The following is an 18,283-nucleotide window of genomic DNA, read 5'->3' as shown; positions in this document are numbered from 1 at the left end:
TGTCGTCAGTCGACGGCGGTGACGGTGAACGCGGCGGTGTTGTCGGCCGGGTCGACGTCGAGCCGCTCGCCGTCCCAGCCGAATACGGCGTACAGCCGTACCGAGCCCGTGCCCAGGTCGCCTGGGGCGACCTCCGCGGGCGCGCGGAGCAGCAGCGACACGGTGCGCTCCTCACCCGGCAGGAACCGCCCGCCGGGCACGGTGCAGGCGCCGGCGCAGGTCTCCTCCGGCTCGATGCCGGCGAGGCTGACCCCGGCCGGCAGCGTCGGCTCCAGCCAGTACGCGTCGTGCGCGGCGTCGCCCGCGACCCGCACGGTCACCGGCAGCCGGCCCCGCCAGCTCCCGTCCTCCTGCCGGGTCAGGGTCGCCGCCCCCACCGCCAGCGACGCGTCCGTCAGGGTGTCCCAGACGTACGGCTGCGGGTCGCGCAGCGAGCCGGTGGTCGAGCGGAACAACGTGCTGAACTCGCTGGTGTCGTTGGTCGGGTTGGCGTCCCCGGTCTCCACCGCCACCCGACCCGCCGGGGCGGACATGGCGTGGTCGCGCGGGGTGGTCGACACCCGGAAGTCGACGGTGAACCGTCGGCGCTCACCCGGCTGGAGGGCCCCGCCGGGAACCATGCAGTAGATCGTGCGCACCGGGTTCGGGCTGCCGGAGAAGCACGGATCTGCCGGGGTGAGCCCGGCGAAGGCACCCGGCACCGGCTCGGTGACGGTCAGGTTGAGGGTGCCGGCCTGCACGCCCCGGTAGGTGACGGTCACCGGCAGGCTGCCGGCGTACCCACGATCGGTCGGTTCGAGCACCAGCTGGCCGACCGACACCGACGTGTCGGCGGGCACGGCTGCGGCCTGCGCGGCGGGCGCCGCCGCGCCGAGCAGGGCGAGCCCCGCGCCCAGGATGCCGGCGGCGAGCCTACGGGCGATGGTACGTGCCATGTTCGTGTCCTCCAGTTCCCCGTGTTCCGCCCGCGGCCCTCGCCGTCGGGCGGTGTTACGGGCAAGACACCTGCCACCCCCGGGAACGGTTGCGACCGGACGAACACGAACTGACGTCGCCTACCCGACAGTGGTGCGGTCGGGGCGCCGGCGGCCGGCGGCGCGGAGCGACCGGTCGGTGCCGCCGGCGGCTGTGGTTGACTTGGGACGGGCTCGGGGAAGGGGGCGGTCGTGCAGGTGCCGGGAGTGCTCGGCGAGCCGATCCGGTTCGTGCTGAACTGGGGCCGCCGCTACTCGCTCTGGGTCTTCAACTTCGGCCTGGCCTGCTGCGCGATCGAGTTCATCGCCACCAGCATGGGCCGGCACGACTTCATGCGGCTGGGCGTGATCCCCTTCGCGCACGGCCCCCGGCAGGCCGACCTGATGGTGGTCTCCGGGACGGTCACCGACAAGATGGCCCCCGCCATCAAGCGGCTCTACGACCAGATGCCCGAGCCGAAGTACGTCATCTCGTTCGGCGCGTGCTCCAACTGCGGCGGCCCCTACTGGGACTCCTACTCGGTGACCAAGGGCGTCGACCAGCTCATCCCGGTCGACGTCTACGTGCCCGGCTGCCCACCCCGGCCGGAGGCGCTGCTGCACGGCATCCTGCGCCTCCAGGAGAAGATCGCCGCCGAGCAGTCCGGGATCGGCGGGGTGCCCCGGCCGGACGCGCTCGCCGCGCCGGTCGACGCCCCGCCCGCCGACGCCGGCTCCACCGGCGCGGTCCCGCGCTCGGCGGAGTCGCTGACCGCCCCGCCGGTCCGCCCGCCCACCCGCTGAGGCGCGTCCCCGCCCGCGCCGACCCCGGCCGTCGGGTCGGGAAGGGCCGGTCGGTCGGACGACACCCCCGGGTGGTCGGCGGGAGCTAGCCTGCGCACCATGAGCCAGTCCGCGGACCAGCGTTCCGCCCACATCGTCCACGTGCTCACCGAGGAGTTCGGCGAGTCGATGGCGCTCGACCCGGCCGCCTTCCGGCGCAAGTTCCGCAAGATGGCCGCGTCGCCGTTCGCCTTCTACCGGGGCAGCGCCTCGCTGTTCTACGCCGACCAGCTCGGCGCCTTCGCCGACGACCGGTTCCTCGACGAGCGGACCAGCCGGGTGTGGATCCACGGCGACCTGCACGCGGAGAACTTCGGCACGTACATGAACGCCTCCGGGCAGCTCGTGTTCAACGTCAACGACTTCGACGAGGCGTACGTCGGGCCGTTCAGCTGGGACCTGAAGCGCCTGGCGGCCAGCGTGGCCCTGCTCGGCTACGCCAAGGCGCTCTCCGACCGGGCGATCAGCGACCTGGTCGCCGGCTTCGCCGGGTCGTACCTGACGGAGCTGCGGGCCATCGCCGCCGGCGGCGACGACGCGATCGGCTCGATCACCCTGGACAACGCCGACGGGGTGCTGCGCCGGGTGCTCCAGCAGGCCCGGCTCAACACCCGGGTCGACCTGCTCGCCACGCAGACCACCATCGACAACTACGAGCGGCGGTTCTCCCTCGGCGACGGCGTCTTCGAGGTCGACGGCGAGACCCGGGCGAAGGTGTGCGCCGCGTTCGAGGCCTACCTCGGCACGCTGCCGGTCTCCTCGGCCCGGCTGCGCCCGGTGGCGGCACACATCAAGGACGTGGTGCTGCGCAAGGGGGTGGGCATCGGCTCGGCCGGGCTGCCGTCGTACAACCTGCTGCTGGAGGGGCACACCCAGGCGCTGGAGAACGACGTCGTCATCTACATGAAGCAGGCCCAGGTGCCGGCGGTCGCCCGGCACATCGCCGACGAGTCGATCGCGGGCTACTTCCAGCACCAGGGGCACCGCACTGCCGAGTCGCAGCGGGCGCTCCAGGCGCACGCCGACCCGTGGCTGGGCTTCACCGAGCTGGACGGGATCGGCCAGCTCGTCGCCGAGGTCTCCCCGTACGCGGCCGACCTCGACTGGGCCGACGTGAACGAGCCGGAGGAGCTGGCCGGGGTGCTGGCCGACCTGGGCCGGGCGGTCGCCCGGATGCACTCGGTCGCCGACGACGAGTCGAGCCACGACCTGGTGGACTACTCCACCGAGGAGGCCATCGTGGCGGCGGTGGACGCCGACGAGGCGGGTTTCGTCGCACACCTCGTCGACTTCGCCCACGTGTACGGGGTGCGGGCCCGGCAGGACCACCAGCTCTTCGTCGACCTGTTCCGCAACGGCCGGCTGCCCGGCCTCTGAGCGGCGTCAGGAGGCGAACTCCAGCACCACCTTGATGTCGTCCGGTTCGGAGGTGTACGCCTCGGCGTACGCCTCCACCGGCACGCGGCGGGTGATCAGCGAGCTGAGCCACGACTGGTCGGCGCGGGTCAACGCCTCGGCGGCCAGGTCCCAGTGCCGCCGGTTGGCGTTCACCGACCCGAACACCACGTTGTTCTCCAGCACCAGGGCGCGGTTGAGCGCCCCCGCGTCGAAGTCGATGGTCCGCCCGCCGCTGGACACCCCGGTCAGGCAGACGATGCCGGTCGGCCCGGCCTGGCACATCACGTCCAGGACGACGACCGGCGCCCCGGTGCACTCCAGCACCACGTCCGGTGCGAAGTCCAGCTCGCTGACCGGCACGGTGTGGTAGGTCGCCCCGAGCGCCCGGACCAGCTCCGGCTTCGGCCCGGTGGTGCTGCGGTCCAGCACGTGCACGGCGAGCCCGCGCTGCGTGGCCAGCAACGCGGCCAGCAGGCCGATCGGCCCGGCCCCGGTGACCAGCACGGTCTGCGGCTGCCACTCGGCGCGGGCGCCGATCCGCTCGATGTGGTCCCACGCCTTCGCCACCACGCTGGTCGGCTCCAGCAGCATGCCGACCGGGGCGAGCGCCCGGTCCAGCCCGACGGCGAACCGGGGTTGCACCCGCCATCGGTCCCGGGCGAAGCCGGGCAGCGCCTTGATGCCATGCTCGGTGAACTGCCCGTTGCGGCACATGTCCCACTCGCCGACCGCGCAGTTCGGGCAGGGCACCGGGTCGGGGTGCCGGACGATGCCGGCCACCAGGTCGCCGGGTTGCAGGGTGCCGGTCGGGTCCTCCAGCACCCGGCCCAGCGACTCGTGCCCCAGCACCAGCCGGTCCGTGCCGGGCGGCGCCTCGCCGTACTCGCCGGCGATGATCTCGTGGTCGGTGCCGCAGATCCCGACCGACAGCGCCTCGACCAGGATCGAGCCCTCCTCGGGCGACGGCTCGGGATGGTCCTCCACCAGCCGCAGGGAGTCGGCGACACCAGGGGCGACAGTCACAGCACGCACGGCCTCATCTTTCCCCGCCGGCCGGCTCGCCGCCGGGCAAAGCGGCCAGATCGCCCGCGAACCGGCGGGACCGGCCGGGGCCGTCCGCCGCCCGGGGCCTCGGCTCGCTCCGGCGGGCCCCTCGGGAGAGGCCCTAGGATCAGCGGCATGACTCCGGAAGAGGTCGGCCAGCGGATGGTCGCGCTGCTCGCGCCCGCCGAGGCCACCCCGTCGGTCTCCGGCGGTCAGGCGCACGCCCGCGCCACCGTCGACGTACCCCCGGCGGCCTGGCCGGACGCGCTCCGCGCCGCCCGCGACGACGCGGAGCTGGCCTGCGACTTCTTCGACTGGCTCTCCGCCGTCGACGAGCTGGCCGGCGGCTTCGACGTGGTGGCGCACCTCTGGTCCACCACCCACCGGCACGGCCTCCTGCTGCGCACCCGCGTGCCCCGCGAGGCGCCGGCTGTCGCCTCGGTGGTCGACGTCTACCCGGGAGCCGCCTGGCACGAGCGGGAGACGCACGAGATGTTCGGCATCGACTTCCCCGGCCACGCCGGGCTGGCGCCGCTGCTGCTGCCGCCCGAGTTCGAGGGGCACCCGCTGCGTAAGGAGTTCGTGCTCGCCTCGCGGGTGGCCAAGCCGTGGCCGGGCGCCAAGGAACCGGGCGAGTCCGAGGCCGGGGGCGGGCGCCGACCGGTCCGCCCGCCGGGCGTGCCCGCGCCGGGGGAGTGGGGGACGACGCCGACGCCGGCCGGCGCGGGCGGTGCCGGCGAGGGCCCGCGCGGCGGCGTCCCGGCCCGCCCGGCCCGGGAGCGGCCCGCCCGGCCGGCCCCGGGGGCCCGTCCGGCCCGTACCGCCCGGCCCGCCGGTGCCGCCGACGGCCCCGCGCCGGCCGACCCGACCGCGACCGACGGTCCGGGGGCAGCCGGCCCGACCGCTGCCGACGCCGGTCCGCTGCCGGGTGCGCCCGGTGGGCGTGGCGAGGGGACCGCCCGCTCCGGACCGCCGGCCGACCGGCCGTCCCGGCAGGGGCCGGCCGCGACCGAGCGGGCCGACGACGGAGGTACGCCCTGATGCCGCTGTGGTTGGAGTTGGTGATCCGGGTGGGCGGCGTGCTCGTCGCCTTCCTGACCCTGCCGCTGCTGGTCGGCCAGGCCGAGCACAAGGTGATGGCGCACATGCAGGGCCGGCTCGGCCCGATGTACGCGGGCGGCTTCCACGGCTGGGCCCAGCTGGTCGCCGACGGCGTGAAGTTCGTGCAGAAGGAGGACGTCACGCCCCGGGAGGCGGACCGGGCGGTCTTCCGGCTCGCCCCGGCGGTGGCGCTCGTGCCCTACCTGCTGGTCCTGCTGGTGATCCCGCTCGGCCCGGACGACCTGGTCGGGCAGCCGCTCGACATCGGCCTGTTCTTCGTGCTGGCCGTCGTCGGGGTGGGCGTGCTGGCGGTGCTGATGTCGGCGTGGGCGTCGGCCAACAAGTACAGCCTGCTCGGCGGCCTGCGCGGGGCGGCCCAGCTGCTCGGCTACGAACTGCCGCTGGTGCTGGCCGCCGCGTCGGTCGCGATGGCGGCCGGCACGCTCAGCCTCTCCGGGATCGTGGCGGCGTGGCAGCCGTGGTGGCTGCTCTGGCAGGCCCCCGCCATGGTCGTCTTCTTCCTCGCCGGGCTCGCCGAGATCCGCCGCCCGCCGTTCGACATGCCGGTCGCCGACTCGGAGCTGGTCTTCGGCTACATGACCGAGTACACGGGCCTGCGGTTCGCCTTCTTCCTGCTCGCCGAGTACGTCGGCATCGTGGTGATCGCGGCGCTCACCACCGTGCTCTTCCTCGGCGGCTGGCAGGGGCCGTTCGCCGACGCGCAGCTCGGCTGGCTGTGGACCCTGCTGAAGGTCTTCGCCGTCTCCTTCGTGATCATCTGGCTCCGGGTGTCCTACCCCCGCCTGCGCGAGGACCAGCTCCAGCGCCTCTGCTGGCTCGTCCTGGTCCCCGTCTCCCTGGGCCAGCTCGTCCTGACGGCCGCCGTCCGCATAGCCCTCTGACCGGGCCCCTCCGTCTTCTCGTCGATCTTGCACCTTGGCCCGGTCGTTTCGGGACAGAGGTGCATCTGGTGGGCGCAAGGTGCAAGACCGGCGGTTAGGACAGGGGAGTGTGGGTGGGGTCGACCCGCTCCTCGGGCGGGGGCGGCGGGGGCGGGGTGCCGTTGCCGAAGGGGCGACCGCCGAGGGCCTCCCGGCCGTGCGGGGTGAGCCAGTTCGCCAGGTCGGGGCCGAGCGGCACCACCCCGGTCGGGTTGATGTCGCGGTGCACCTCGTAGTAGTGCCGCTTGATGTGGTCGAAGTCCACCGTGTCGCCGAAGCCGGGGGTCTGGAACAGGTCTCGGGCGTACGCCCAGAGCACCGGCATCTCGGTCAGCTTGCTCCGGTTGCACTTGAAGTGGCCGTGGTAGACCGGGTCGAAGCGGACCAGCGTGGTGAACAGCCGCACGTCGGCCTCGGTGACGGTGTCGCCGACCAGGTAGCGCTGCCCGGCCAGCCGGTCGCTCAGCCAGTCCAGCCGGTCGAAGAGCCGGTGGTACGCCTTCTCGTACGCCCCCTGGTCGCCGGCGAAGCCGCACCGGTAGACGCCGTTGTTGACGTCCCGGAACAGGATCGCGCTCATCTCGTCGATCTCGTCGCGCAGCCGCTCCGGGTAGAGCTCGGGCGCGCCCGCCCGGTGGTACGCCGTCCACTCGGTGGACAGGTCGAGGCTCATCTGCCCGAAGTCGTTGGTGACCACCTGCCCGGTCGGCACGTCCACGACCGCCGGCACGGTGATGCCCCGCTCGTAGCCGGGGAACCGCGCGAAGTACGCCTCCGCCAGCCGCTCGATGCCGAGCACCGGGTCGCGCCCGCCCGGGTCCAGGTCGAACGTCCAGCTCCGCTTGTCGTGGGTCGGGCCGGCCACCGCCATCGAGATCGCGTCCTCCAGCCCGAGCAGCCGCCGGACGATGATCAGTCGGTTCGCCCACGGGCAGGCGCGGCTGACGGCCAGCCGGTACCGGCCGGGCTGCACCGGCCAGCCGTCCCGGCCGTCGGCGGTGATCCGGGTGGCGATGTAACGCTGGTCCCGGGTGAACTCGCCGCCCGGCTCGACGTACCTGCCGCCGGTCCGCATCAGCACCTCGTCGCCGCTGGCCGTGCCGCCGCCGCGGCCCTCGGTGGTGTCGCCCACGCCCGCCCCCTCCGCCGTCGCCTGTCGCTCGTTCCATCATGGCGGGTTCCGCCGCCCGCCGGTGTACCGAGCGCCAACCCTCCGCCGGCGCACCGAGCGCCAACCCTCCGCCGGCGCACCGCGCGCCAGCCCGCCGCGCCCGCGGGCTCCTCCCCGGCGCGGCCGGCGTTCGGGTCGGGCGGCCCGGCCGGCGGTTACGCTGCCGCGATGACCGATGTGGAGGCGACGGCCCGGCGCTTCATCGCCGACGTGTGGAACGCCGCGCGGGAGGAGTCGGCGTACGAGCTGGTCGCGCCGGAGTGCCCGGGGCTGGGCGGCGCCGGCCCGGAGGCGACGCTGGCGTGGCACCGGGAACGCCGTGCCGCCTTCCCCGACCTGCGCTACAAGATCGTGGACGTGGTGGCCGCCGGGAACCGGGTGGCGGTGCACTGGCGGGCAGCCGGCACCCAGGTCGGCCGGTTCGGGCCGGTGCCGCCGACCGGACAGGTGGTCAGCTACTCGGGGGCGAGTTTCCTGCGCTTCGACGACGCAGGCCGGATCGTCGACGTGTGGAGCTGCAACGAGCTGTTCCAGCTTCTCCAGCAGCTCGGCGTCGAGATGCTGCCGCCCGCGCCCGGCGGCCTCGGTGGAGCCGGGGAGTGATCCGGCTGAGCGGCAGGTTCACCGGAAACGGCTCGCCGGTGTCCACATGCCGGCCTGCGCGTAGAGCGCAGGCTTGAGCACCCGGTCGATCGACTGCGTGCTCGGGGAGACGATCTCCGCGGTGAGCACCACCTCGTGCGGCTCGTACCGCGAGGGCTGGCGTCGCGCGGCGGCCGAGGTGGTCACCAGCACGTCGGGGAGGAAGGAACGGGGGCGGCTGATCCGCACCTCGACGCCCTGAGTGACGTCGTGGTCGTCCGGGCAGTCCTCTTCGAGGGCGACCATCAGTCGTCCCTTTCGGGTGCGTCGTTCTCCCCACGCCCACGGTACGCCGGTCAACCCCGGGTGGTGGTCGCGCGCACGGGGGCCACAGGGCAGGATGGTCGGCATGACCGACCGCAGCGACCGCAGCGAGCCGGGCGGCGCCGGCCCAGAACGTGGCCTGCCGGGCGCGGGCCTGGTCAAGGGGCTCGCGGTCACGCTGAAGACGATGACCCGCCGCTCGACCACCCAGCAGTACCCCGATGTCGCCCCCGAGCTGCCGCCCCGCTCGCGCGGGGTGATCGCGCTGCTGGAGGAGAACTGCACGGTCTGCATGCTCTGCGCGCGGGAGTGCCCGGACTGGTGCATCTACATCGACTCGCACAAGGAGGAGGTGGCGGTGCCCGGCGCCGCCCGCCCCCGCCAGCGCAACGTGCTCGACCGGTTCGACATCGACTTCTCGCTCTGCATGTACTGCGGCATCTGCGTGGAGGTCTGCCCCTTCGACGCGCTCTACTGGTCCCCTGAGTTCGAGTACGCCGAGTACGACATCAAGGACCTGCTCCACGACAAGGACCACCTGGGGCAGTGGATGGGCACCGTGCCGCCGCCGCCCGCGCATGACCCGAACGGCGAGCCGGCCAAGGAGGAGACCACCGCCGCGCGCAAGGCCGCGGTCCCGGCGGCCCCCGCCGCCCGCCCCGCCGCCCCGCCCGTACGCCCCGAGCCCGAGGCCGGCGCATGACCGGTGCGGACGTGCTGCTGCTCGCCCTCGGCGCGGTGGCGGTCGGTTCGGGGGCGCTGGTGGTGGCCACCCGGCACCTGGTGCGGGCCGGTCTCTACCTCGTGGTCTGCCTCGGCGCGCTGGCCGGGATGTACCTGGTGCTCACCGCCGAGCTGGTGGCCTGGGTGCAGGTGCTCATCTACGTCGGCGCGGTGGTGGTGCTGCTGCTGTTCGCGGTGATGCTCACCCGCGCCCCGATCGGCGCCTCCGACGACCTGGACCGGCCCGGCTGGCCCGCGGCGCTGATCGGCGGGGGCACCGGGTCGGGCCTGGCGGCCCTGCTGGTCGACGCCTACCGCTGGACGGCCGTGGACCTGCCCGACGCGGGCACCGCGGAACGCCTGGGCGACCAGATCTTCCGGAGCTGGGTGCTCCCGTTCGAGGTGCTCTCGGTGCTGCTGCTGGCCGCCCTGGTCGGCGCGATCGTGCTCTCCCGCCCCGACATCGGCCGGCCCGGCACCGACCGCCCCGACACCGACCGGTCAGGCGGGCGGCCGGGGACGGCGACCACCGGGAGCGGTCCGGGCGGCGACGGCGGGCGGTCGCGGTGAGGCCGGTCATCCCGTACGTCACCGCCGCGCTGCTGTTCGGCCTCGGCGTCTACGGCGTGCTGCGTCGGCGCAACGCGGTGCTGGTGCTGATGGCCGTCGAGCTGATGCTCAACGCGGTCAACCTGATCCTGGTCACCGCCGACACCACCGTGCGGGCGCAGTTGCCGCACGGCGGGCAGGTCTTCGCGCTCTTCGTGATCGTGCTGGCCGCCGCCGAGATCGGGGTCGGCCTGGCGATCGTGCTCCAGCTCTACCGGCTGCGGGCCAGCGTCGCCGTCGACGAGGTCCCGCTGACCGAGCGCCCGCCGACCGCACGTCCGGCCGGGCCGGCCGTGGCCGGGGTCGCCGCCGGGACCGACACCAGGCCGGGGTCCGCCGCCGGGACCGATGCCCGGTCCGGATCCGCCGCCGGGACCGGCGGCCCATCCGGATCCGCCGACCGTCCGGAGGGGGAGCGGTGAGCACGACCACGACGCTCGGCGCGCTGCTGCCGGCCGTACCGCTGGTCGCGGGCCTGCTCGGCCTGCTGCTGCCGCCCTCGCCGCGCGGCGCCGGGACGGGCGGGGACCGGGCGCGCCGGACGGCGATCGCGCTCGGCGTGGCCGGGGCGGCCGGCGCGCTGACGCTCGCCGTCGCCCTGCTGGTCACCCTCGACCGGCCGGTGGAGGCGTCCACCACCTGGGTCGACCTGGGCGGGCTGACCGTGACCCTCGGGGTCCGGCTCGACTCGGCCGCCGCGCTGGTGGCCGTCGCGGTCGCCGCGGTGGCCCTGGCCGTGCAGGTCTACTCGATCGGCTACCTGCGCCGGGGTCCGCACGACGACGTCGACGCCGACCACCGCTACCCGCCGTACGCGGCGCAGATCAGCCTCTTCACCGCCGCCATGCTGCTGGTGGTGGTCGCCGGTGACCTGATCCTGCTGCTGGTCGGCTGGGAGGTGATGGGCATCTGCTCCTACCTGCTCATCGCCCACGACCGTCGGCTGCCCGAGGCGCCGGCCGCCGCGATGAAGGCGTTCCTGGTGACCCGCTTCGGCGACGTCGGCTTCCTCCTCGGCATCGCGCTGCTGGGCGTCTCGGCCGGCAGCTTCCGGATCGCCGACGTGCTCGCGCACGACCACGGCACCGGCACGCTGACCGCGGCCTGCCTGCTGCTGCTCGCCGGGGTGGCCGGCAAGAGCGCCCAGTTCCCGCTGCACACCTGGCTGCCGGACGCGATGGCCGGCCCGACGCCGATCTCGGCGCTGATCCACGCCGCCACCATGGTCGCCGCCGGCGTGTACGCGGTGACCCGCCTCTACCCGCTGTTCGAGGTCACCCCGGTCGCGCTGGCCGTGCTGGGGGTCATGGCCTCGGTCACCCTGCTGCTCGGCGCGTTCGCCGCCACCGCGCAGGACGACCTCAAGCGGGTGCTGGCCTGGTCGACGGTCTCCCAGATCGGCTACATGACCGGCGCGCTCGCGGTCGGCTCGACTCCCGCCGCGCTGTTCCACCTGCTCACCCACGCCGCGTTCAAGGCGCTGCTCTTCCTCGCCGCCGGCGCGGTGATCCACGCGGTCGGCACCACGCTGATGTCCCGGATGGGTGGGCTGCGCCGCGCCATGCCGGTCACCTTCTGGTGCACGGTGGTCGGCCTGGGCGCCCTGGCCGGGCTGCCCCCGCTGTCGGGCTTCTGGAGCAAGGACGGCGTGCTCGCCGCCGCGGGGGACGCCGCGCTGCACGGCACCGGGCCGGCTCCGTCCTGGGTGGGCTGGCTGGTCTGGCTGGCCGGGCTGGTCGGCGTCGCGGTAACCGCCTGGTACGCCACCCGACTGCTGCTGCGCACCTTCTTCGGCGAGACGCGGATCCCGCTGGCCCACCCGCACGACCCGCCCGCCGTGATGCGCTGGCCGGTGCTGCTGCTCGCCGTGCCGGCCGCCCTGCTCGGCCTCGCCGGCTTCGACTGGGCCTTCGCCCGCCGGTTGCTGCTCGCGCCCACCGCGGGCGAGCCGGGCGAGCACCTCCTGGTCCACGTCAATCCGGAACTGCTGCTGCCGCTGGCGCTGCTGGCCGTCGGGGCGGGGCTGGCCTGGCTCCGCTGGCGGCGGGACCCGGCCGCCGACCCGGCGACCGCGCTGGGCCCGCTGCGGCCGGTCTTCGCCGCCGCGTTCCGGCTCGACGACGTCCAGCGTGCCCTGGTCGTACGCCCGACGGCGGCGGTGGCCCGGGCGACGCGTACGGCCGACGAGGTGGTGGTGGACGGCGCGGTCGAGGGCAGCGGCCGGGCCGCGCTCGGCCTCGGCGGCGGGCTGGCGGCCCTGCACCGGGCCGCGCTGCCACGCGCGGCAGCCGGGGTGCTCGCCGGCGCGCTGCTGATCGGGCTGGCCGCCGTGCTGATCGGAGTTTCGGCATGAGCCTCGGAGAGTTCCTGCTGGTCGCGGTGTTGGCGCTGCCGGCGCTGGGCGCGCTCGCGGTGGCCGCGACGCCCCGGGAGCGGGCGGCCCGGGCGCTCGGTACGGCCGTCGCCGCGCTGACCCTGGTGGCCGCCGCGCTGCTCGTCCTCGGCGAGCGCGGCTGGACCACCTACGCGGCCGGCGTCCCCGCCGTGCGCCCGTGGCACCGGCTCGACCTGCCCTGGGTGCCCGGTCTGGACCTGCGCTTCCACCTCGGGGTGGACGGCATCTCCTGGCCGCTGGTCGTGCTGACGGCCCTGCTCACCCTGCTCTGCTGCGCCTACACCATGTGGCGGGTGCCCGAGGGCGGCAGCGGGCGGGCGCTGGTGGCGCTGCTGCTGGTCGTCGAGGTCGGCATCCTCGGCACCTTCCTCGCCCTCGACCTCGTGCTGTTCTTCGTGTTCTTCGAGGTCGTCCTCCTGCCGATGTACGCGGTCATCGCCGGCTGGGGCGGCGCGGACCGGCGGCGGGCGGCCCGCAAGTTCGCCCTCTACACGCTGTTCGGCTCGGTGCTGCTGCTGGTCGGCATCTACACGGTGGTGGCCGCCGCGGGCACCGCCGACATCGTGGCGCTCACCGGCGGGGCCGGGTTGTCCCGGGGCACCCAGCTCGCCGCGTTCACCCTGCTCGCGCTGGCGTTCGCGGTGAAGAGCCCGCTCTGGCCGCTGCACTCCTGGCTGCCCGACGCGCACACCCAGGCGCCCACCGTCGGCAGCGTCGTCCTCGCCGGGGTGCTGCTCAAGATGGGCACGTACGGGCTGATCCGGATCGCGGTCGGAGTGGCGCCGGAGGGCGCCCGCTGGGCCGCCCCGGTGCTCGGCGTGCTCGCGGTCGCGGCGATCCTGGTCGGGTCGCTGGTCTGCCTCGCGCAGCGCGAGCTGAAACGGCTGATCGCGTACTCCAGCGTGGGGCACATGGGCTTCGTGCTGCTCGGGGTCGCCACGCTCACCACCACCGGCATCCAGGCGGCCCTGATCGGCAACGTCGCGCACGGGGTGATCACCGGCCTGCTGTTCTTCCTCGCCGGCGCGGTCAAGGACCGTACGCACACCGGGGCGCTCGACGACCTCTCCGGGCTGCGGGAGACCGCGCCCCGGCTCGCCGGGCTGCTCGGCTTCGCCGCCGTCGCCTCGCTCGGCCTGCCCGGGCTCGCCGGCTTCTGGGGCGAGGCGTTCGCGGTGGTGGCCGCCGTCGAGGTCGGCGGGCCGCTCTGGACCACCCTGGGCGTGCTGGCCGCGCTCGGCGGGGCGCTCACCGCGGCGTACTTCCTGCGGCTGCTGCGGCAGGTGACGCACGGGCGGCCCAGCCCGGCGGTCGGGCGGCTGACCCCCGGCCTGGCCGGCGCGGAACTGGCCGCGTGGGCGCCGCTGGTGCTGCTGGCCCTCGCGGTCGGTCTGGCCCCGACCCTGGTGCTCGGCGTCGCCGAGGCCCCCGTGGACGCCCTGGTGGAGGTGCTGCGATGAGCGAGCCGGGCCGGCGGAACGGACGCGGCGAGGTGTCGGCATGAGCGAGCGGAGCAAGCGAATCATCAGGCTCAGCGTTCTGGTGCCTCATGACGGCACGCAGCGAAGCGGAGTGCCGGCATGAGCGAGCGGAGCGAGCGAATCATCAGGCTCAGCGTTCTGGTGCCTCATGACGGCACGCAGCGAAGCGGAGTGCCGGCATGAGCGTGGTGCAGAGCGTCGACAACGTGGCGCTGCTCCCGGCGTACCTGGCCGCCGGGACGGCCGTGCTGGTGCTGCTCGCCGACCTCCTGGTCGCCCGCTCCCGGGTCACGCTGGCGACGGCCGCCGTCGGCGCGGTCGCCACGGCGCTCGGCGCGGCCCTGGTCGGCGGCGGGGACGAGCGGCGGACGTTCTGCGTCGGCCCCGACTGCTCGTACGTCTTCGGCGGCCGGGCCGCCCTGGTCGCCGCGGTCGTCGCCCTGCTCACGCTCGGGGTGCTCGCACTGTCGGGGCCGCTGCTGCGGGCGGGGCAGTCGCCGACGGGGGAGTACTGCTTCCTGCTCGCCTGCTCGATGACGGGCGGCGTGGTGCTCGGCGCGGCCGGCGACCTGATCACCCTGGTCGTGGCGCTGGAGACGCTCACCCTGCCGCTCTACGTGCTCGTCGGGCTGCGCCGGGGCAGCCTGGCCAGCGCCGAGGCGGCCGTCACCTTCTTCGTGGTCAGCGTGGTCGCCACCACGCTGACCCTGCTGGGGGCGGCGCTGCTCTACGCGGCCACGGGCGGGCTGCACCTGGGCCGGCTCGGCGCGATCCTGACCGACCGGCCGGATCTGCTCGACCTGCCGTTGACCACCGCCGCCGTGGCGCTGATCGTGCTGGGGCTGGCGTTCAAGGTGGCGGCGGTGCCCTTCCACGCGTGGGCGCCGGCGACCTACGACGGCGCGCCGCTGCCGGTGGCGGCATACCTCTCCACCGCCTCGAAGCTGGGTGGCGTGGTGGCCCTGCTCGCCGTCGTGCAGCACGCGCTGCCGGCCGACGTGACGGGGCCGGTGCTCGCCCTGCTCGCGGTGCTGACGATGACCGTGGGCAACCTGGTGGCACTGCGCCAGCGGCGTACGGTCCGGCTGCTCGCCTGGTCCTCGGTGGCCCAGGCCGGCTACATCCTCGCCCCGCTCGGCGCGTTGGCGCTGGCCGCCGGACGCACCGCCGACGCCCGCACCGCCGCGTACGCGGCCGCCGTCGCGTACGCCGTCTTCTTCGTGGTGCTGGAGTTGGCGGCCTTCGCGGCCGTGGTGGCGTTGCGCCCGGCGGGCGCGGACGGCGGCACGGTCGACGACCTGCGCGGTGCGGGCCGGCGGCACCCGTGGCGGGCGGCGGCGCTGGGGTTGGCGCTGGTCGGGCTCGCCGGTCTGCCGCCGGGGCTGGCCGGCCTCTTCGCCAAGGTGACCGTGGTCCGTTCGCTGCTGGACGGCGGCGCGGGTTGGCTGGCCCTGGTGGTGGCTGTGAACGCGGTGCTCGGCCTCGCCTACTACCTGCGCCTCACCGCCGCCCTCTGGGCCGCCCCGCCCGTGGCTCCGACGGTCCCGGTCGCCGGGCCCACCGCCCCCGCCGGTGGGGACGCCACGCCGGCCGGCGCCCCGGCTCCCGCCGCCGTGCGGGCCGGGACGGTGGGCGCGGCGCTGGTCGTGGCGACCGTGGTGGCCGTGGTGATCGGTTTCGCTCCGCAACTCGTGCTCGACCTCGCCGCCCGCTGACGGACCCGTCAGGCGGCGGCTCCAGGCGGCGGCTCCCGCGCCCGGATTCCCGCTGATCGCGGCGGTAATCCGGGCGGGCACTCCGGACATCCCAGGCAACTCACAGCCATGAGGCGGATGGTTGACGGGTACCGGGTTGTTGAACCGGTCAGCGGGTCCCGCGTGATCCGCGCACCGAAGGAGTGATCGTGCACCACAACCGTCTGAAGACCGCCGCGTTGCTCGGCCTGCTCACCTCGCTGATCCTGGCGGTGGGCTACTGGTTCGGCGGCAGTGGCGGACTGGTCATCGCCGTCGTCGTCTCGCTGCTGATGAACGGCGTCACCTACTTCTACTCCGACAAGCTCGCGCTGCGCTCGATGCGGGCGCAACCGGTCAGCGAGGCACAGTTCCCCGAGCTGTACCGGATGGTCCGCGAGCTGGCCACCGAGGCCGGGCAGCCGATGCCGCGCCTCTACGTGAGCCCGACGTCCCAGCCCAACGCGTTCGCCACCGGGCGGAACCCGCAGCATGCGGCCGTCTGCGTGACCCAGGGGATCACCGAGATCCTCGACTACCGGGAGCTGCGCGGGGTGATCGGCCACGAGCTGTCGCACGTCTACAACCGGGACATCCTCATCTCCAGCGTGGCGGCCGGTCTGGCCGGCATCATCACCATGCTGGCGAACATCGCCTGGTTCATCCCGCTGGGCGGTGGCGACGACGAGGACTCCCCGAACCCGATCGTGCTGCTGCTCACCATCGTCCTGGGCCCGATCGCGGCCACCGTCATCCAGCTCGCGATCAGCCGCAGCCGGGAGTTCCAGGCGGACGCCTCCGGCGCCCGGCTGACCCGGGACCCGCTGGCCCTGGCCAGCGCCCTGCGGAAGATCCACATGGGCACCCAGCGCCGGCCGCTGCCGGCCCAGGGGCAGCTCACCAGCACCGCCCACCTGATGATCGACAACCCGTTCCGGGGCGGCGGCGTGGCCGCGCTCTTCTCCACCCACCCGCGGATGGAGGAGCGGGTCGCGCGCCTGGAGCAGATGGCCGCGAGCAGCGGCCCGGTGCAGTTCCAGCGCTGAGGCGTTGATCACCTATCCGCCCGTGCCCGGCGCCGCCGGGCACGGGCGGACCGATGTGTGAGCGTGTTAACCGTTTCGTCCCAAGGCCGGCCGGCGTTAGGGTCGGAAGGGCTTTCCGCTCATTACACTCCCTTGGAGGTCGACCGTGGCCGCACTGCGCCAGTACCTGGGCGTCTGGCGGATCCCCGGGGCGCCGATGCTGCTGATCACCGGCATCATCGGTCGACTCGGGATCGGGATGACGCCGCTGGCGCTGCTGCTGGTCGTCGAGCAGGTCACCGGGCGATACTCGCTGGCCGCCGTCGCCGGGGGCATCTACGCCCTGGCCGGTGCCGCGCTCAGCCCCGTGGCCGGCCGGATCGCCGACCGGATCGGCCCCAGCCCCGTGCTGCTCGGCACGGCGGTCGCCCACCCGCTCGCCCTGATCGGCCTGCTCTGGTCCGCCCGCGCCGACGCCGGCAGCCTGGCGCTGGTCTTCGTGGCCTCCGGCGTGGCCGGGGCGACGTACCCGCCGCTGACCGCCGCGATCCGGGGCGCCTGGAACGACCTGACCTCGCCCGCGTCGGGCCGGCGGCAGCTGCGCAACACCGCGCTCGCCGCCGAGACCACCCTCTTCGAGATCGTCTTCGTGCTCGGCCCCCTGCTGGTCGCCGGCTTCATCCTGGTCGCCGACGCCGGGGCCGCCCTGGTCGGTTCGGCCGTGGTGACCCTCGTCGGCACCACCGCGGTGGCGCTGGGGCGGGTGATGCGGGGCTGGCAGCCGCACCCGCGCGAGCACCACACCAGAGGGCTCGGGCCGCTGCGCGTCCCCGGCTTCCCGGCGCTGCTGCTCTGCGTGGCCAGCCTCGGCATCGCCTTCGGCGCGGCCGGCGTGACCGTGCCCGCGTTCGCGACCGACTACACCTCCGACGACCCGGACAGCCTCGCCGGCGTACTGCTGGCCGTCTGGGGTGTCGGCAGCGCGGTGGGTGGGTTCTGGTTCGGCGTCCGCAAGCCGGCCCGGAACATGACCCGGCAGTTCGCGCTGCTACTCGCCGCGGTGGCCGGCAGCTTCGCCGTCTTCGCGGTGATGCCCACCCCGGCGGCGCTGGGCACCGCCCTGGTGATCGGCGGCGCCACGATCGCGCCCGCGCTCACCCTGGAGAACACCCTGGTCGGCCGGATCTCGCCGACCAGCATGCTCAACGAGGCGTACACCTGGGTGGTGACCATGTCGGTGGGTGCCAGCGCCGCCGGCGGCGCGGTGGCCGGCCTCATCGTCGACCACGCCGGCGGGGTGCCGTGGGCGTTCCTCTTCGCCGGGGCGGCGGTCGCCGTCGGAGCCGGGATCGCGGCCCTGCCCACCGGCCCCATCGCCCGCGCGGAGGCCACCGCGGTACGCGCCGAGGACCTCGTGCCCGCCTGACCCGCACCGCCGGCCGCCGGCTGGTCCCGGCCATCGAGCTGTTCCGGCACCGGCTGTCTCGGCCACCGGCGGGGGTCAGCGTTGCTGCGTCATCCGGTCGGCGAGGCGACGCAGCGCCGGCGCGGCGGCGAGCAGCGCCTCCCGGTCGGCGTCGTCCAGGCCCGCCAGCGCGGCGCCGAGCAGGTCCCGTCGGTGCCGCCCGTACGCGGTGATCCGCTCCCGCGCCGCGTCGGTCAGTTCCAGGCGGACGGTCCGCCGGTTGACCGGGTCCCGGTCCCGGCGCAGCAGCCCGGCGGAGGTCAGCTCGCCGACCAGCGTGCTGACCGTGTTGGGCGCGGTGCCCAGCCGCTCCGCGGCCTCGCGGACGCCGACGCCCGGCTGCCGCTGCACCAGCCGCAGCACCTCCACCTGCGCGTCCGGCAGGGCGACGCGGCCGGCCCGCTGGCTGGCCGCCCGGCGCAGCACCCGGTGCAGGTCGCCGAGGGCTCCGCTGAGCAGGTCCACCGTCTCGTCCGTCACAGGACACTCTCCCCG

17 protein-coding genes and 1 pseudogene are annotated in these 18,283 nt (G+C 74.7%); 13 read left to right on the top strand and 5 right to left on the bottom strand.

Translation table 11 applies throughout. The features are described from left to right. Positions 1-5: 5 nt before the first annotated feature. On the bottom strand, positions 6-935 hold the full coding sequence (locus ABT006_RS29315; RefSeq protein WP_350711599.1) for a hypothetical protein: 930 nt from the start codon (positions 933-935) through the stop codon (positions 6-8). A 231-nt stretch (positions 936-1,166) separates the two neighbouring features. On the opposite strand from ABT006_RS29315, the gene ABT006_RS29310 reads away from it, so the two are divergent. Both ABT006_RS29310 and ABT006_RS29305 read left to right on the top strand, forming a co-directional pair. Then, positions 1,167-1,757 carry an NADH-quinone oxidoreductase subunit B gene (locus tag ABT006_RS29310; RefSeq protein WP_350711598.1) on the top strand — a complete coding sequence of 197 codons (591 nt, stop codon included), beginning with the start codon at positions 1,167-1,169 and terminating at the stop codon, positions 1,755-1,757. Between the two features lie 99 nt (positions 1,758-1,856). After that, on the top strand, positions 1,857-3,173 hold the full coding sequence (locus tag ABT006_RS29305) for a DUF2252 domain-containing protein (protein ID WP_350711596.1): 1,317 nt from the start codon (positions 1,857-1,859) through the stop codon (positions 3,171-3,173). A gap of 6 nt (positions 3,174-3,179) precedes the next feature. Here the strand turns inward: ABT006_RS29305 and ABT006_RS29300 are convergent, their stop codons facing one another. Further along, positions 3,180-4,226: a glucose 1-dehydrogenase gene (locus tag ABT006_RS29300; protein WP_350711594.1), complete on the bottom strand. Its 1,047-nt coding sequence runs from the start codon at positions 4,224-4,226 to the stop codon at positions 3,180-3,182. 147 nt (positions 4,227-4,373) lie between these two features. Between ABT006_RS29300 and ABT006_RS29295 the strand changes: the two are divergent. Both ABT006_RS29295 and ABT006_RS29290 read left to right on the top strand, forming a co-directional pair. Further along, positions 4,374-4,973, top strand: a pseudogene (locus ABT006_RS29295) (NADH-quinone oxidoreductase subunit C); the annotation flags it as partial. A gap of 305 nt (positions 4,974-5,278) precedes the next feature. After that, the gene (locus ABT006_RS29290) at positions 5,279-6,241 is read left to right on the top strand and encodes a complex I subunit 1/NuoH family protein (RefSeq protein WP_350711593.1); all 963 of its coding nucleotides are present in this window, start codon (positions 5,279-5,281) and stop codon (positions 6,239-6,241) included. Between the two features lie 94 nt (positions 6,242-6,335). Here the strand turns inward: ABT006_RS29290 and ABT006_RS29285 are convergent, their stop codons facing one another. Continuing rightward, on the bottom strand, positions 6,336-7,355 hold the full coding sequence (locus ABT006_RS29285) for a glutathione S-transferase family protein (protein ID WP_350711620.1): 1,020 nt from the start codon (positions 7,353-7,355) through the stop codon (positions 6,336-6,338). Between the two features lie 264 nt (positions 7,356-7,619). Here ABT006_RS29285 and ABT006_RS29280 point away from each other — a divergent pair, with 264 nt between their 5' ends. Then, positions 7,620-8,054 carry an ester cyclase gene (locus tag ABT006_RS29280; RefSeq protein WP_350711591.1) on the top strand — a complete coding sequence of 145 codons (435 nt, stop codon included), beginning with the start codon at positions 7,620-7,622 and terminating at the stop codon, positions 8,052-8,054. Positions 8,055-8,072: 18 nt separating this feature from the next. On the opposite strand, the gene ABT006_RS29275 is transcribed toward ABT006_RS29280, so the two are convergent. Further along, positions 8,073-8,339 carry a Uma2 family endonuclease gene (locus tag ABT006_RS29275; protein WP_350711589.1) on the bottom strand — a complete coding sequence of 89 codons (267 nt, stop codon included), beginning with the start codon at positions 8,337-8,339 and terminating at the stop codon, positions 8,073-8,075. 94 nt (positions 8,340-8,433) lie between these two features. On the opposite strand from ABT006_RS29275, the gene ABT006_RS29270 reads away from it, so the two are divergent. The 8 genes from ABT006_RS29270 (at position 8,434) to ABT006_RS29235 (ending at position 17,749) form a co-directional block, all read left to right on the top strand. Continuing rightward, positions 8,434-9,060: a NuoI/complex I 23 kDa subunit family protein gene (locus tag ABT006_RS29270; RefSeq protein ID WP_350711588.1), complete on the top strand. Its 627-nt coding sequence runs from the start codon at positions 8,434-8,436 to the stop codon at positions 9,058-9,060. Further along, positions 9,057-9,650: an NADH-quinone oxidoreductase subunit J family protein gene (locus tag ABT006_RS29265; RefSeq protein WP_350711586.1), complete on the top strand. Its 594-nt coding sequence runs from the start codon at positions 9,057-9,059 to the stop codon at positions 9,648-9,650. The genes ABT006_RS29270 and ABT006_RS29265 overlap by 4 nt, the downstream gene beginning before the upstream one ends. Then, a complete protein-coding gene (gene nuoK, locus ABT006_RS29260) occupies positions 9,647-10,111 on the top strand; it encodes an NADH-quinone oxidoreductase subunit NuoK (RefSeq protein WP_350711585.1) in 465 nt (154 codons plus the stop codon). Before ABT006_RS29265 ends, nuoK begins: the two co-directional genes overlap by 4 nt. Then, a complete protein-coding gene (locus ABT006_RS29255; protein WP_350711583.1) occupies positions 10,108-12,042 on the top strand; it encodes an NADH-quinone oxidoreductase subunit 5 family protein in 1,935 nt (644 codons plus the stop codon). Before nuoK ends, ABT006_RS29255 begins: the two co-directional genes overlap by 4 nt. Beyond that, positions 12,039-13,544 carry a complex I subunit 4 family protein gene (locus ABT006_RS29250; protein WP_350711581.1) on the top strand — a complete coding sequence of 502 codons (1,506 nt, stop codon included), beginning with the start codon at positions 12,039-12,041 and terminating at the stop codon, positions 13,542-13,544. Before ABT006_RS29255 ends, ABT006_RS29250 begins: the two co-directional genes overlap by 4 nt. 200 nt (positions 13,545-13,744) lie before the next feature. Continuing rightward, a complete protein-coding gene (locus ABT006_RS29245) occupies positions 13,745-15,280 on the top strand; it encodes an NADH-quinone oxidoreductase subunit N (RefSeq protein ID WP_350711580.1) in 1,536 nt (511 codons plus the stop codon). Between the two features lie 188 nt (positions 15,281-15,468). Beyond that, positions 15,469-16,344 carry a zinc metalloprotease HtpX gene (htpX, locus tag ABT006_RS29240; protein WP_350711578.1) on the top strand — a complete coding sequence of 292 codons (876 nt, stop codon included), beginning with the start codon at positions 15,469-15,471 and terminating at the stop codon, positions 16,342-16,344. Between the two features lie 145 nt (positions 16,345-16,489). Further along, on the top strand, positions 16,490-17,749 hold the full coding sequence (locus ABT006_RS29235) for an MFS transporter (protein ID WP_350711576.1): 1,260 nt from the start codon (positions 16,490-16,492) through the stop codon (positions 17,747-17,749). 75 nt (positions 17,750-17,824) lie between these two features. Here the strand turns inward: ABT006_RS29235 and ABT006_RS29230 are convergent, their stop codons facing one another. Continuing rightward, entirely contained in the window at positions 17,825-18,268 is a 444-nt protein-coding gene (locus tag ABT006_RS29230) for a MarR family winged helix-turn-helix transcriptional regulator (protein WP_350711575.1), read from the bottom strand. Positions 18,269-18,283 lie beyond the last annotated feature (15 nt).

Source organism: Micromonospora sp. NPDC002717, from assembly GCF_040295705.1.
Taxonomy (GTDB): Bacteria; Actinomycetota; Actinomycetes; order Mycobacteriales; family Micromonosporaceae; genus Micromonospora.
Note: the sequence above shows the minus strand (reverse complement) of the source record. Positions and strands in the feature narration are given on the sequence as shown.

Excerpts from the sequence above, each read along its gene's own strand:
- ABT006_RS29315 (WP_350711599.1), bottom strand. The coding sequence starts at position 935 with ATGGCACGTACCATCGCCCGTAGGCTCGCCGCCGGCATCCTGGGCGCG.
- ABT006_RS29305 (WP_350711596.1), top strand. The coding sequence starts at position 1,857 with ATGAGCCAGTCCGCGGACCAGCGTTCCGCCCACATCGTCCACGTGCTC.
- ABT006_RS29290 (WP_350711593.1), top strand. The coding sequence starts at position 5,279 with ATGCCGCTGTGGTTGGAGTTGGTGATCCGGGTGGGCGGCGTGCTCGTC.
- ABT006_RS29285 (WP_350711620.1), bottom strand. The coding sequence starts at position 7,355 with ATGCGGACCGGCGGCAGGTACGTCGAGCCGGGCGGCGAGTTCACCCGG.
- ABT006_RS29280 (WP_350711591.1), top strand. The coding sequence starts at position 7,620 with ATGACCGATGTGGAGGCGACGGCCCGGCGCTTCATCGCCGACGTGTGG.
- ABT006_RS29275 (WP_350711589.1), bottom strand. The coding sequence starts at position 8,339 with ATGGTCGCCCTCGAAGAGGACTGCCCGGACGACCACGACGTCACTCAG.
- ABT006_RS29270 (WP_350711588.1), top strand. The coding sequence starts at position 8,434 with ATGGTCGGCATGACCGACCGCAGCGACCGCAGCGAGCCGGGCGGCGCC.
- ABT006_RS29265 (WP_350711586.1), top strand. The coding sequence starts at position 9,057 with ATGACCGGTGCGGACGTGCTGCTGCTCGCCCTCGGCGCGGTGGCGGTC.
- ABT006_RS29250 (WP_350711581.1), top strand. The coding sequence starts at position 12,039 with ATGAGCCTCGGAGAGTTCCTGCTGGTCGCGGTGTTGGCGCTGCCGGCG.
- ABT006_RS29245 (WP_350711580.1), top strand. The coding sequence starts at position 13,745 with ATGAGCGTGGTGCAGAGCGTCGACAACGTGGCGCTGCTCCCGGCGTAC.